General features: G+C 37.6%; 10 protein-coding genes and 1 pseudogene. All 11 read left to right on the top strand.

The genetic code is table 11. The features are described from left to right. Window positions 1-6 precede the first annotated feature (6 nt). The 11 genes and pseudogenes from BU202_RS01505 to BU202_RS01455 all read left to right on the top strand — a co-directional run bounded on the left by BU202_RS01505 (window position 7) and on the right by BU202_RS01455 (window position 12,556). On the top strand, window positions 7-576 hold the full coding sequence (locus BU202_RS01505) for a hypothetical protein (RefSeq protein WP_075104030.1): 570 nt from the start codon (window positions 7-9) through the stop codon (window positions 574-576). A 361-nt stretch (window positions 577-937) separates the two neighbouring features. Next, window positions 938-2,122 carry a DNA cytosine methyltransferase gene (locus BU202_RS01500; RefSeq protein ID WP_075104075.1) on the top strand — a complete coding sequence of 395 codons (1,185 nt, stop codon included), beginning with the start codon at window positions 938-940 and terminating at the stop codon, window positions 2,120-2,122. 2 nt (window positions 2,123-2,124) lie between these two features. After that, entirely contained in the window at window positions 2,125-4,248 is a 2,124-nt protein-coding gene (locus tag BU202_RS01495; RefSeq protein WP_075104029.1) for a sensor histidine kinase, read from the top strand. A 4-nt stretch (window positions 4,249-4,252) separates the two neighbouring features. Then, on the top strand, window positions 4,253-4,900 hold the full coding sequence (locus tag BU202_RS01490; RefSeq protein ID WP_075104028.1) for a response regulator: 648 nt from the start codon (window positions 4,253-4,255) through the stop codon (window positions 4,898-4,900). Window position 4,901: 1 nt separating this feature from the next. Further along, complete coding sequence (locus BU202_RS01485) at window positions 4,902-5,582, top strand: hypothetical protein (RefSeq protein ID WP_075104027.1); 681 nt, start codon at window positions 4,902-4,904, stop codon at window positions 5,580-5,582. A 36-nt stretch (window positions 5,583-5,618) separates the two neighbouring features. Next, a pseudogene (locus tag BU202_RS10630) lies at window positions 5,619-5,790 on the top strand (DNA cytosine methyltransferase); the annotation flags it as partial. A gap of 94 nt (window positions 5,791-5,884) precedes the next feature. Then, a complete protein-coding gene (locus tag BU202_RS01475; protein WP_075104026.1) occupies window positions 5,885-6,655 on the top strand; it encodes a Fic family protein in 771 nt (256 codons plus the stop codon). A gap of 129 nt (window positions 6,656-6,784) precedes the next feature. Then, on the top strand, window positions 6,785-7,768 hold the full coding sequence (locus tag BU202_RS01470) for a C-terminal binding protein (RefSeq protein WP_075104025.1): 984 nt from the start codon (window positions 6,785-6,787) through the stop codon (window positions 7,766-7,768). A 123-nt stretch (window positions 7,769-7,891) separates the two neighbouring features. After that, window positions 7,892-9,628 carry an ABC transporter ATP-binding protein gene (locus BU202_RS01465; protein WP_075104024.1) on the top strand — a complete coding sequence of 579 codons (1,737 nt, stop codon included), beginning with the start codon at window positions 7,892-7,894 and terminating at the stop codon, window positions 9,626-9,628. Between the two features lie 8 nt (window positions 9,629-9,636). Further along, window positions 9,637-11,415: an ABC transporter ATP-binding protein gene (locus tag BU202_RS01460; RefSeq protein WP_075104023.1), complete on the top strand. Its 1,779-nt coding sequence runs from the start codon at window positions 9,637-9,639 to the stop codon at window positions 11,413-11,415. 229 nt (window positions 11,416-11,644) lie between these two features. Beyond that, the gene (locus BU202_RS01455) at window positions 11,645-12,556 is read left to right on the top strand and encodes a helix-turn-helix domain-containing protein (protein WP_075104022.1); all 912 of its coding nucleotides are present in this window, start codon (window positions 11,645-11,647) and stop codon (window positions 12,554-12,556) included. Window positions 12,557-12,613 lie beyond the last annotated feature (57 nt).

Below are 12,613 nucleotides of genomic sequence, written 5' to 3'. Positions count from 1 at the left end.
CAGTAGATGCTAAAAGTTATTAAGGATATTAATTTGAACAAATTAGCGGATAAATTAAAGAATTTAGGTAAGATCTTAGTAGTTATCATACCAATAATTTTTTCTTATGTTACATTTTTTTATACAAGAAATCAAAATACTCTTTTGACAGAGTTAGACAAATTAGACAAATTTTATGAGTCGGCCATAGCCTTTCCAAGTGAAATAGAGGACTATCCAATTTTATTAACGGCCAATCTGTATAATACAAAAGATGAGAATCATCAATTAGAAATAGAAACGCATAACAAGATAATAAAAGATAAAACAGTTATAGAAATAAATATAAACAAGAAAAATAATTATTATGATAGTTTTTATGAACAACTTGAAAAATACTGTTCTAAATCAGATATCATAGAAAAATATTCTGGAAGCAATTTAAGATACCTAGTTGAATTAGAAATGAATCAAGAAGTTGCGGGGCATACTTTTAACAAATCAGAAAATTTTTTTAATTTAGAAAAAGAAAGGTATAAATTGGAGAAAGAATTTAATGAAATAAAGCCCATACTGAAGATTATTACAGTTTTCTAAATAGGTACTATAATTGGGAAAAAGAGAATTTAAGAAATAAATATAGTAAATTATGGTGGTTTTCCTAAATTAGCCTAGTGATAAGAAAAGGCAATATTTGACTTTAGTGTTAATCTTGTATTCCGAGTTATTTATGCTGACGATGGAATAATTTGATGAGCTTCTCATTTTATAGTTATTCGTTTAACTTTCCTTAGATTAATAGAAATGAGATAAAATAGCCAGCCTAAAAAATTGCACTTATCAAAAATTAAGATAGGTGCAATTTTTCATGCGTTTGTCGTGGTCTTTCAGTGGATTCATCTGGAAAGGTGTTTTTTTGTGGTATAATGAAAGTAGTATAAGAATTACGAGGACGAGAATGAAATATATAGATTTATTTGCAGGATCAGGAGGTCTGTCGTTGGGATTGCATAATGCAGGTCTCAAAGGAGTCTTTGCAGTAGAGAAAAATCATCATGCTTTTGAGACGTTAAAATACAATTTGATTGATAAAAAGAATCATTTTGATTGGCCTAAATGGTTAGAGATGAAAAATTGGGATATAAATGAATTACTGAGTAAACATCATCAAGAACTAGCTTTGCTAAGAGGAAAAATAGATTTAGTTGTTGGTGGACCTCCTTGCCAAGGTTTTTCAATGGCAGGCAAAAGAGAAAATAGTGATGCACGAAATCAATTGATGCATTCTTACATCGAAATGATTCAATTGATTCAGCCTAGAATGTTGTTTTTTGAAAATGTTCAAGGTTTTACAGTAGACTTCAAAGTAAATGGAAAGAATCAAAATTATTCTACTATCTTGATTGAGATTCTTGAAAAATTAGATTATTTTGTTATTTATAAATTAGTATTAATGTCAGATTTTGGAGTACCTCAAAATAGAAAGAGATTTATCCTGTTTGCTTCAAAAGATGAAAATATTACAGAAGAATTTTTTGATAATTTGTATAATCATATTCCCGATTTTTTACACAGAAAGGACCTGGAGTTGCCTATCACTGTATCTCAAGCTATTGGAGATTTAACACAAGTTCAAGGACAAATTGATAGTATGGATACTAAGAATTTCAAAAATGGCTTATATGGTAAAATTGGTAGTAACTATCAGCGACTAATGAGAAAAAATTTAAAAGATGATATCCCAGATAGTCATCGTTTTGCAAAACATAAGGAATCTACAGTCCAACTTTTTGAACAATTAATGAATGTATCAGATAAGGCTATACGAATTACACCTTCGATGAATCTTGTTGAAGGCTTAAAAAAAAGAGGGGTGACTCCATTAAAATCAAATTCGGTATGCAATACAATAACGTCTATTCCAGATGATTACATTCATTATTCTGAGCCAAGAATAATGACTGTTAGAGAACACGCAAGAATTCAAAGTTTTCCAGATGACTATGAGTTCAAGGGACCGTATACGACAGGTGGAGAGCGTCGAAAAAAAGATGTACCTAGATATACTCAAGTTGCTAATGCGATTCCACCATTGTTTGCTGAGCAAGTAGGAATTACAATAGATAGTTTTAATAGGAGCTAATTATGGGAGAGTTTACTTTTAGGACGAATTCAAAATTAAAAACTCTAGTTGGTCAAGAATTAATTACAAATAATAATGTTGCAATATTTGAATTAATTAAAAATTCGTATGATGCTGGAGCTACAAGAGTCAATATTGAATTTCATAATTTCGAAGTTTCAAATAAGGGTTGGATTTCGTCTGATAATTCTATTATAAAGATAGTTGATAATGGAGTCGGTATGACAACAGAACAGATTGATAGATACTGGATGGAATTAGGGAGATCGTCAAAGGAGAATAATAAATTATTAAGAATAGATTCTCAGAAGATGAGTAAATTAATTAAGCGCTTTGCAAATGGTGAGAAAGGGATTGGTAGATTTGGAGTTGATAAGATAGGTAGTGGTCTTATTTTGGAATCAATCGGGATAGATTCGTCTCGAAAAACGATAGTTAACTTTGACTGGAATAAATATGACGATAGAAGTAAATTATTACAGGAAATAAAAAATGAATATACCGTTGAAAATATTTCCTCGGATTCACAAACCGGTCTCTCTCTAACGATAACTCATTTGAGAGATGAGTGGACACAAGTCGAAATTGATAGGTTAAAAAAAGATATCAGTAAATTTTTATCTCCAAATCCTGTAGAGAGCGGTGAATTTAAAATTTTTATTTCTTTTTATCAAGATCAGAAATTAATTGATAAAGAAGAGATAAAAAATGATTCATTCAATTATTTAAGGTGTAAGATTGAGACACAATTATATTCTGATGGTTACTGTTCTTTGAAAATATTTTCTGATGGTGAGCCAGAATATGGAGAAAGCTTTCGTATGTTTGATGGAGATTCTCCTATTGGAAAGTTATCTCTTGAAATATATTATTTAGACAGAGGAGATAAGAATTTATTCACGAGGAGGGTAGGGATTCGTCCACATGAGTATGGTAATATTAAGGTTTTTAGAGATAACTTTAGAATAGTACCATATGGAGAACCACATAACGATTGGTTAGAAATAGACAAAAAACATGCTCAAGGAATATTTAGAACTTTTGGTACTCGTGATCTTGTAGGGAATATTTTTCTTGATGGACAATCTTTATTAGAGCTTGGTGCTTTAAAAGAAGCTACCGATAGGGTTGGATTTATTGAAGATGCGGCGGAGTTTAAAATTTTAAAAGATTTCATTTGGAAAAATATCACAGTTTTGGAGAACTATGTATTCAATCAAATAAAAAAGGAAGCAAAAGAAGCATCGGAAGTTGTAAAAGAAGAAGCAAGAGAATTTAGAACTGAACTAAGTAACTCTTTAACCGGTTTTAAAGAGATAATTGAAAAATCTGATATTCTAAATTATCAAAAAGATGTTTTGCTTCAGCAATTTGAAGAGACGAGTAGCCAACTTACTGAACGGGCAGATGCTATTGATAGGGCGACAGTAGAAGTTGATAAAAAAATAAAAATTTATGCTCAATTAAGTAATAAAGAAGGGATTCTTTATGAAATGTTGCACTCTATTAAGAATAAGTTGGTTACAATTAACAATGAAATTGATTTACAAGTAGAGTTAGCTAAAAGACAAGGATTTGATCTTGATTTAACAGTATTAAAATCATCATATATGGATATTGAGAAATTAGTGAATGGATCTTTAGATAAAGTTAATTCAAGTAAATTAAGGAAATCAAATCATCAGTTAATTGATATGTTGAGTGATTTTAAAATTCAAAACGAAGCTACATTTAAAAAAGAAAAAATAGAATTTATTGAAAACTATCAAGATGGCATTGCAGATTTAAAAGTATTTTGTTCGGAACAAACAATGAAAACTATCTTTGATAACTTGTTAAATAATTCTGTAAAAGCATTAGATCGTTTTGATAATAAGTTAATTGAATTAAAGATTGAATATACTTCTACAGATATTCGAATTTATTTTTCGGACAATGGTTGTGGAATACCTAAGGAAAAGTCAAGTAGTATTTTTACTTTATGGAGTTCGAGTACTAATGGAACAGGGATTGGTCTAGCGTCTGTTAAAGAAAACCTGATAGATATTGGAGGGGAGATTCATTTGATTGATTTAGGAGATAAGCGATTATCTACAACATTTATGATTAATTTACCAAGGAGATAAAATTATGCCTAAGTATAGAGTTTTAGTTATTGATGACCATAGAGACATTGAAAGGAGTTTTCAATTGTATGCGTTGAGGTTAGAAGATAAAGGGTTTTTAGTGACTTTTGAAATTGCTTCAACTATCACGGAGTTTGTTCAAAAGAAAAATGAGAGATACGATATCTTGATGGTTGATTATAATCTTAGAAATGGATTTTTTGATGAGGACAGTAAGTCTTTGGGAACAGATTTTATTAGTGATTTTAGAAAAAATAATATGATTAGCAAAATTATTTTTTATTCCACAGAGTTCAGATATAATGTATCGGCTCAACCAAAAGATATACAGCTAAACATTTCTCCTAAAGAGTATTATGAGCTTATAAATAATTATAAAATAGATGCTATTGTACCTAAAAATAATACCCCTATGTTAGTTGATAGAATTGAAGATTGCATCAAAAATTTAGATCCTATATCAAAATTTTTGAGGAGTACAATGGATAAATTTTCAGAAGATGCGGACTTGCTGTATTATGAAGTTGATGGTCATGACTATACTATTACTCAAGTACTAGAAGAATATCAAAAAGCTACTGAGATTGGTAAAAAATTTGGAGAGAATTTTTTAGAAACTATAGCAACGGTGCTATTAGATTATAGGTATTGATATGGCTGTTGTATTTTTTAGAAATCAATTAGATGCAAACATGAAACGGTTTGGTAAGTTTTCCAAAAATATTGTACAGAGACTTTCTACGAGTCATAACGTTAGAATGGTATATAGCTCTAGGAAAATAGACTATATTTCTAGTCTTAATCCTAGAGATACTTTTGTAATAATTTCTCATGGTTCGTCAAAAGAAATTTATCATCGTTTTAAAAAATCTGGTGTTAGTCACCAAAATCTATTAGATACTGTAATTCCACCTCGAAGTGCTGGTAAAATTATTGCAGTTTCATGTGGAACAGCTCGGGATCTTGGGCCTAAATATGTTCAGAACGGTCTATGTAAAGCGTATTTAGGTTTTTCTACTAAATTGCATTTTGATAAAAAACAATCACAGTATAAATTTGTATCACCATATTATTCAAGGGAATTAAAAGAAATTTATAAATCAGTCTTTGAGAAAGTATTAACACAAGCTATTTTAAATAAGTGGACATTTGAAAAGACTGCTAGGGTTATGAAGTTTGAGTTGAGGAAATTAGCTATGCAAAGGCTTCAAAAAATTAAGCGAGAATATCCTCATTATTACCAAGTCAAGGAAATTAGTCAAATTCTAGTTGCAGTGGCAAGTGTTGCAAATGGAATAAAAGTACTAGGTAACTCAAATGAAACAGTTAGTTAATGTGCTTAACAAGTATTTTAGAAAGCAGGTGCTTACATGACAAATTTTGTAAGTTCTCCAACCAAAAGGAAGCACACGATTGGAGCATTCTTTTCTGGCGTGGGGGAATTGAGTTAGGTTTTGAACAGACTAACGATATGCCAATGAGTTTGATAAGTATGCTAGAATGACTTATCAGTTGAATTATCCAGACATTCATCTATATGGGTAGGTTGTTTACTTTGTTTCTTCTGCGGCAATCATCTCTGAATTTCCTTTTAATCATTCGAGAGTTAGATAATAAAAAAACAAGGAGAGCGTTTATGCAACCAACGTACAGTATTGATAATCCTAATTTACCTTACCAAACGAAGCTAGATCTTTGGGAGACTGGGTTTGGTTTGCAAAAAGTTGATGGTCTTGAACCCTCGGCCCACATGGTAGAATTGGCTCAAAGGCAGGCTAAGGGAGATTTGACCTATCAAGATGTTCATGAGGAGATTAGCCGCTATCATGCGGAAGTGAGTACCGAGACACAAGAAGCCGATTTGGTGGCTTTGAGAATAACAGAGCTTCTATCACGCAGGGGGTTTAGTTTTAGTCCAGGGGCGCTCCTGTCCATTCATAAGGAGCTTTTTCAAGACATTTTTCCTGATGAAATTCCAGTTGGTGCTTTTCGCAGGACTAATATTTCGAAAAAAGAATCTGTTTTAGATGGCGAGAGTGTAGTTTATGCAGACTATACGATGATTGAAGCGACTCTGGATTACGATTTTACTCAAGAGAAAAAATTTGCTTATCAAGGATTGAGCAAGGAGGAAATAGTAGCTCATATTCAGCAGTTTATCTCTGGGATTTGGCAGATCCACCCTTTCCGAGAAGGAAATACACGAACTATTACGGTTTTTTTGATTCAATATTTACGAGAATTTGGCTTTGATGTAGATAATGAACCTTTTCAAAAGCATGCCCGTTTCTTTCGAGATGCTTTGGTTTTAGACAACGCCAAAATGTTGCAAAAGGATAGTCAGCCTCTGACACAATTTTTTGAAAATCTGTTATTAAATGGTCAAAACAACTTGACTCTTAAATAGATGTTTGTAAATATACTAACATTGATAAACTAAACATGAAAATCAAGCTACTTTAAGCTTGGTTTCTTGGTATAATAAAGATAGTAAACAACAAAGTTGAAGAGGATGATGGGCTAGAAAGGAATCCCTATGAAAATTGTTAGATTGTTTGAAGATGAGATGTTGGCCTATGAGCAGGAGGTCATTCGGGAATTGGGGCTTGATGTGACGATTGAGGTCAGGGTGAGTCAGACGGAAGACGAGATTATTGCAAATGCCAAGGACGCAGATGTGGTGATTGCGGTTTATGAGCCCTTGACGCAACGGGTATTGGAAAGTCTGCCGAATCTGAAATTAGTCCTTTACCGTTCCATCGGCTTTAATAGTATCGATTTAGGCTACGCCACGAAGAAGAATTTGCCAGTGTCCCATCTGGCAAGCTACTGTACAGATGAGGTTGCCAACTATGTTCTGGCTGCGATTTTGATGCACAATCGTCGCCTGCATGATTTCAACCGCTCGATTAAGGTTGATCATAAATGGGATTACGAACTCTTTCCAGATATGCGGCGCCTGTCTTCTCTCACGGTCGGTCTCATCGGTTTTGGGAATATTCCAAGGCTGATTGCCCAGCGCTTGCAGGCTTTTGGCTGTCAGGTGATGGCCTACGATCCATTTGTAGCAGAAGAAGTATTTGCCCAAGCAGGAGTAGAGGCCGTAGCGCTTGAGACGATTTTTGCAGAAAGCGATTATATCTCAAGTCACCTACCGTTAAATGAACAGACCAAAGAATTGCTTGATAGGTCCTTGTTTGATCTCGCTCAAAAAGCTCCCGTGTTTATCAATTCTTCCCGCGGGGGTGTGGTAAAAGAGGCGGATTTGGTAGCGGCCTTAGAAGATGGAACGATTTCGTATGCCATTTTAGATGTCGTATCGAGTGAGGATCCTGATTTGACCACCTTACCGTTTATGTCTATGGATAATGTCCTCTTGACACCGCATATTGCCTTTTATTCTCAAGAAGCCTTTCTGCACGGTGTTCGAGAAAATATGGAACATATCCAAGCCTTTCTAGAAAAGGACTATGCCCATGCAGGGATCGTCAATCTGAAAGGGCTTGATTTGGACAAGTGAGAAATGAGAAGGCTTTCAAAATGTGAACGGTTGAGTTTCCCTGAAAACTCTGTTATACTGAAGATAAATAAATCGAAAAAAGTGCTGTTCAGTGCTTTTTTCTTGTTATGAGAAGGAGGAGAAATGAACTATATCTGGTCTTATTTGAAAAAATATCCCAAATGGTTGGTCTTGGACTTTATCGGTGCCATTTTTTTCGTGGTTGTTAACCTTGGTCTACCAACTGTTTTAGCCCGAATGATTGATGAGGGGGTCAATAGCCGAGATACGGAGCGTCTGTATTTCTGGGCGATGATGATGTTGGTCGTTATTGTCCTTGGGACCATGGGGCGGATTGTGCTATCGTATGCGGCGAGTAAATTGACCACTAGTATGGTGCGGGATATGCGTAATGACCTCTATGCCAAGTTGCAGGAGTATTCGCATCATGAATACGAGCAAATCGGTGTTTCATCCTTGGTGACACGGATGACCAGTGATGCCTTTGTCTTAATGCAGTTTGCGGAGCAGGTCTTGAAATTGGGTGTTATTACCCCCTTGATGATGGTCTCCAGCGTGATGATGATTTTCCTAACCAGCCCGTCAATGGCTTGGATTGTGGCTTTTGCCATGCCGTTTTTAGCAATAGTGGTCTGGTATGTAGCGGTGAAGACCCGTCCGCTGTCTGAGAAACAACAGAAAACCTTGGATAAAATCAATCAATACGCACGGGAAAACCTAACAGGTCTGCGAGTGATTCGCGCCTTTGCCCGAGAGGAATTTCAGGAAGAACGTTTTGCAGAGCAAAATGACATCTATGCGCAAAATTCCAATCGCTTGTTCAAGTTAACAGGCTTGACCGAGCCTTTGTTTGTGCAGATTATTATCGCGATGATTGTAGCCATTGTCTGGTTTGCCCTAGCGCCTCTTGGTCGTGGGGAGTTGCAGATTGGGGACTTGGTAGCCTTTATCGAGTATAGTTTCCATGCCCTCTTATCCTTCCTTCTCTTGTCCAATCTCTTTACCATGTATCCGCGGACGGCGGTGTCAAGCGAGCGTTTGAAGGAAGTCATGGACATGCCGATTTCCATCAATCCAAACGAGGATGGGGTTACAGAGACGGAGACCAAAGGCTATCTGGAATTTGATAACGTAACCTTTGCCTATCCAGGAGAGACTGAAAGTCCAGTCTTGCATAATATTTCCTTTAAGGCTAAGCCAGGAGAAACCATTGCCTTTATCGGCTCAACAGGTTCTGGGAAGTCTTCCTTGGTGCAGTTGATTCCGCGTTTTTACGATGTCACCTTGGGGAAAATCTTGGTCGATGGTGTGGATGTGCGTTCTTACAATCTTAAGGCCCTGCGCCAGAAGATTGGCTTTATTCCGCAAAAGGCGCTTCTCTTTACGGGAACGATTGCAGAAAATCTGCGTTATGGAAAAGAAGATGCCAGTCATGCAGAATTGCATCAGGCGGCCGATGTTGCGCAGGCGCGTGAATTCATTGAAAGCAAGGAAGAACAGTTTGAAACGCACTTGGCAGAAGGGGGAAGCAACCTTTCTGGCGGGCAAAAACAACGCCTGTCGATTGCTCGTGCGGTAGTCAAAGAGCCAGATATTTATATCTTTGATGATTCTTTTTCTGCCTTGGACTATAAGACAGATGCGATTTTACGCCGCCGATTGAAAGAAGTGACCCAAAATGCGACGGTTCTAATCGTGGCGCAGCGTGTAGGAACGATTATGGATGCGGATCAGATTATCGTTTTGGATAAGGGTGAGATCATCGGACGCGGTACGCATGAGGAGCTCATGGAAAGTAATGACATCTACCGCGAGATTGCCAATTCTCAGCTGAACAGCCAATCATTGACAGAAGAATAGGAGGAAGCATGAAAACATCATCTAGTTTTGCTCGTTTATGGAGCTATTTGAAAGTGTACAAACTGGCGCTTTTCGCCGCCGTTTTCCTCAAGATTTTGAGTGTCGTGATGAGTGTCTTGGAACCTTTTGTACTAGGACTTGCCATTACCGAATTGACCAAAAATCTCATGGATATGGCAAGAGGAGTGGCAGGTGCAGGGATTAACGCGACCTATATTTTCTGGATTTTACTGCTATATTTTGTCCGCGCCCTCTTTTATGAAATCGGAGCCTATTATTCCAATTATTTCATGACCAATGCGGTTCAGCAGACGGTGGCGGATTTGCGCAATGATTTGAGCCGAAAAATCAATCGCATTTCGGTATCGTATTTTGACAAGCAGCAGTTTGGAGATATCTTGGGGCGTTTCACGAGTGATGTGGAGACGGTGTCAAATGCCCTCCAGCAAAGTGTGCTTCAGTTGGTCAACGCTATCTTTACCATTACCCTCGTCGTTGCCATGATGCTCTTTTTAAATCTCAAATTGGCGCTGATTGTTATGGTCAGCATTCCTCTGACCTACTTCGGAGCGCAGCTTATTCTCAAGAAATCGCAGCCCTATTTCAAGGAGCAGGCCGCTATTTTGGGACGGCTCAATGGCTTTGTGCAGGAGAATTTATCAGGCTTTAATGTTCTGAAACTCTACGGTCGTGAGGAAGCGTCCACAGAGGATTTTCAAGACATTACAGCGATCTTGCAACAGGCTGGTTTTAAGGCGAGTTTTATCTCTGGACTAATGATGCCGATTCTTCATGCGGTGTCTGACCTGACCTATCTAATTGTTGCGGTGGTCGGTGGTTTGCAGGTCATTGCAGGGCGTTTGACAATCGGGAATATGCAAGCCTTTGTTCAATACGTTTGGCAGGTCAGCCAGCCTATTCAGACCCTGACCCAGTTGGCGGGTCCCTTGCAGAGTGCTAAATCATCGCTCGAACGGATTTTCCAAGTCTTGGATGAAGCCGATGAGCCGATGGATGTGACCGAGCATTTAGAGCATGATTTGACAGGTCAAGTCAGCTTCCAGCATGTCGATTTCCAATATGTGGAAAACAAGCCCTTGATTCGTGATTTTAACCTAGAAGTCGAGCCTGGCGAAATGGTCGCCATTGTCGGACCAACAGGGGCTGGAAAGACAACTCTCATCAATCTTCTGATGCGGTTCTATGATGTGACCAGCGGCTCGATTACAGTCGATGGGCATGATATTCGCCATCTTTCGCGTCAGGAATACCGCCAGCAGTTTGGGATGGTCTTGCAAGATGCTTGGCTTTATGAGGGGACAATCAAGGAAAATCTTCGCTTTGGGAACTTGCAGGCGACAGATGAGGAGATTATAGCTGCAGCCAAGGCTGCAAATGTTGATCACTTTATCCGAACCCTGCCAGGTGGTTACAACATGGAGATGAATCAGGAATCGAGCAATATTTCGCTCGGTCAAAAGCAGCTCTTGACCATTGCACGGGCGCTTCTAGCGGATCCAAAAATTCTGATTTTGGATGAGGCGACGAGTTCCGTTGATACACGCTTGGAACTCTTGATTCAAAAAGCCATGAAAAACTTGATGAAAGGTCGGACCAGCTTTGTCATCGCCCACCGTTTATCAACCATTCAAGAAGCTGATAAGATTTTGGTGCTAAAAGATGGACAAATCATCGAGCAAGGAAATCATCAGAGTCTTCTAGCTGATAGAGGCTTCTATTATGATCTCTATACTAGTCAATTCGCAAAAAAAGAAGAAAGTGCATAAAAAGAGTCAAAATTGGCTCTTTTTATCTATGTTTTATCTATGTTTCTGAAAATTGATGTTGAAAACGAAATGAAACTTTGCTAAAATAAGCTCTATAATAGAACAAGTAGCTGAAACCAAGCGTTTTCGCCACTTGCCATGAATGGATTTCCGATATGCAAGGAACTGGGCGAAGGTCCAGTCTCTTGCTTTTTCTATTTATTGAAAAGATGAGAAAGAAAGGGGAGGAATGAGTTCTCATAAAACATTTGGTCAAATTGTCAGAACCCTGCGTGAGGAAAAGGGGTTAAGCCGTGAAATGCTCTGTGGTGATGAGAAAGAATTGTCTGTCCGTCAGCTGGTTCGTCTGGAAAAAGGAGAATCAAAGCCAACCTTGACCAAAATCGAATATTTAGCAGATCGTTTAGCCGTGCCTATCTATCAACTGATGGAAGATTATGTAGAGTTGCCCAAACGCTACCTCGACTTAAAATACTTGGTGATGAGGACAGGCTTGTTTGGTCAATCGACACTTGTCGCCCAAAAAGAAGCCTATCTCCTTGAGATGTATGAGGAGTTTTACGATGATTTGCCAGAGGATGAACAGGTGGCGGTTGATGTCTTGCAATCATGGGTGGATGTTTTTGTAACCGGTCAGCCAACCTTTGGCAACCGCATGTTGGAGGAATATTTTGAGCAGGTCAAGCAAAGGTCTGTCTATCAGGTCAATGATCTGCTACTGTTAGAGTTGTATTTTTATTGTGTTTATTTGGACAATAGTCTGTTTAATCGCAGGTTGTATCGGCACTTTGTGAACGGTTTGTTGGCCCAAGACCAACATTTGCCTGTTGAGCAGCTCTTCCTCTTATCTACGGTTTATGTGACCTGTGTGGCAGTAGGGTTGAATAATGGCTATTGTGACGGGATTGGTCAGCTGGTGAAGCAGAGTAAGGAAATCATGAAGCAGATACAAGATTTTCAAAATCTACCGATTGTTCACTTGCAGGAATGCCAGATTTTATTTCTGAAAAACCGTCAGCTAGCAGAGAAAAAGGTAGAGGAGCTACTGAACTCAATTTCTACGATTGGCTATGAGGGAGCCTTGCGAAAGTTTGACGAGTGGAAAGAGCATTATTTGGAGCAGGGTTTGCCTACAGCATGACATTTTTGTCCTGTTTTTCTTCGGCGTGTTTATTTATAATAAATACATCTTGAAGGA

The organism is Streptococcus cuniculi, from assembly GCF_001921845.1.
Classification (GTDB): Bacteria; Bacillota; Bacilli; order Lactobacillales; family Streptococcaceae; genus Streptococcus; species Streptococcus cuniculi.
Note: the sequence above shows the minus strand (reverse complement) of the source record. Positions and strands in the feature narration are given on the sequence as shown.

Excerpts from the sequence above, each read along its gene's own strand:
- BU202_RS01470 (WP_075104025.1), top strand. The coding sequence starts at position 6,785 with ATGAAAATTGTTAGATTGTTTGAAGATGAGATGTTGGCCTATGAGCAG.
- BU202_RS01460 (WP_075104023.1), top strand. The coding sequence starts at position 9,637 with ATGAAAACATCATCTAGTTTTGCTCGTTTATGGAGCTATTTGAAAGTG.
- BU202_RS01475 (WP_075104026.1), top strand. The coding sequence starts at position 5,885 with ATGCAACCAACGTACAGTATTGATAATCCTAATTTACCTTACCAAACG.
- BU202_RS01455 (WP_075104022.1), top strand. The coding sequence starts at position 11,645 with ATGAGTTCTCATAAAACATTTGGTCAAATTGTCAGAACCCTGCGTGAG.
- BU202_RS01485 (WP_075104027.1), top strand. The coding sequence starts at position 4,902 with ATGGCTGTTGTATTTTTTAGAAATCAATTAGATGCAAACATGAAACGG.
- BU202_RS01500 (WP_075104075.1), top strand. The coding sequence starts at position 938 with ATGAAATATATAGATTTATTTGCAGGATCAGGAGGTCTGTCGTTGGGA.
- BU202_RS01505 (WP_075104030.1), top strand. The coding sequence starts at position 7 with ATGCTAAAAGTTATTAAGGATATTAATTTGAACAAATTAGCGGATAAA.
- BU202_RS01465 (WP_075104024.1), top strand. The coding sequence starts at position 7,892 with ATGAACTATATCTGGTCTTATTTGAAAAAATATCCCAAATGGTTGGTC.
- BU202_RS01495 (WP_075104029.1), top strand. The coding sequence starts at position 2,125 with ATGGGAGAGTTTACTTTTAGGACGAATTCAAAATTAAAAACTCTAGTT.
- BU202_RS01490 (WP_075104028.1), top strand. The coding sequence starts at position 4,253 with ATGCCTAAGTATAGAGTTTTAGTTATTGATGACCATAGAGACATTGAA.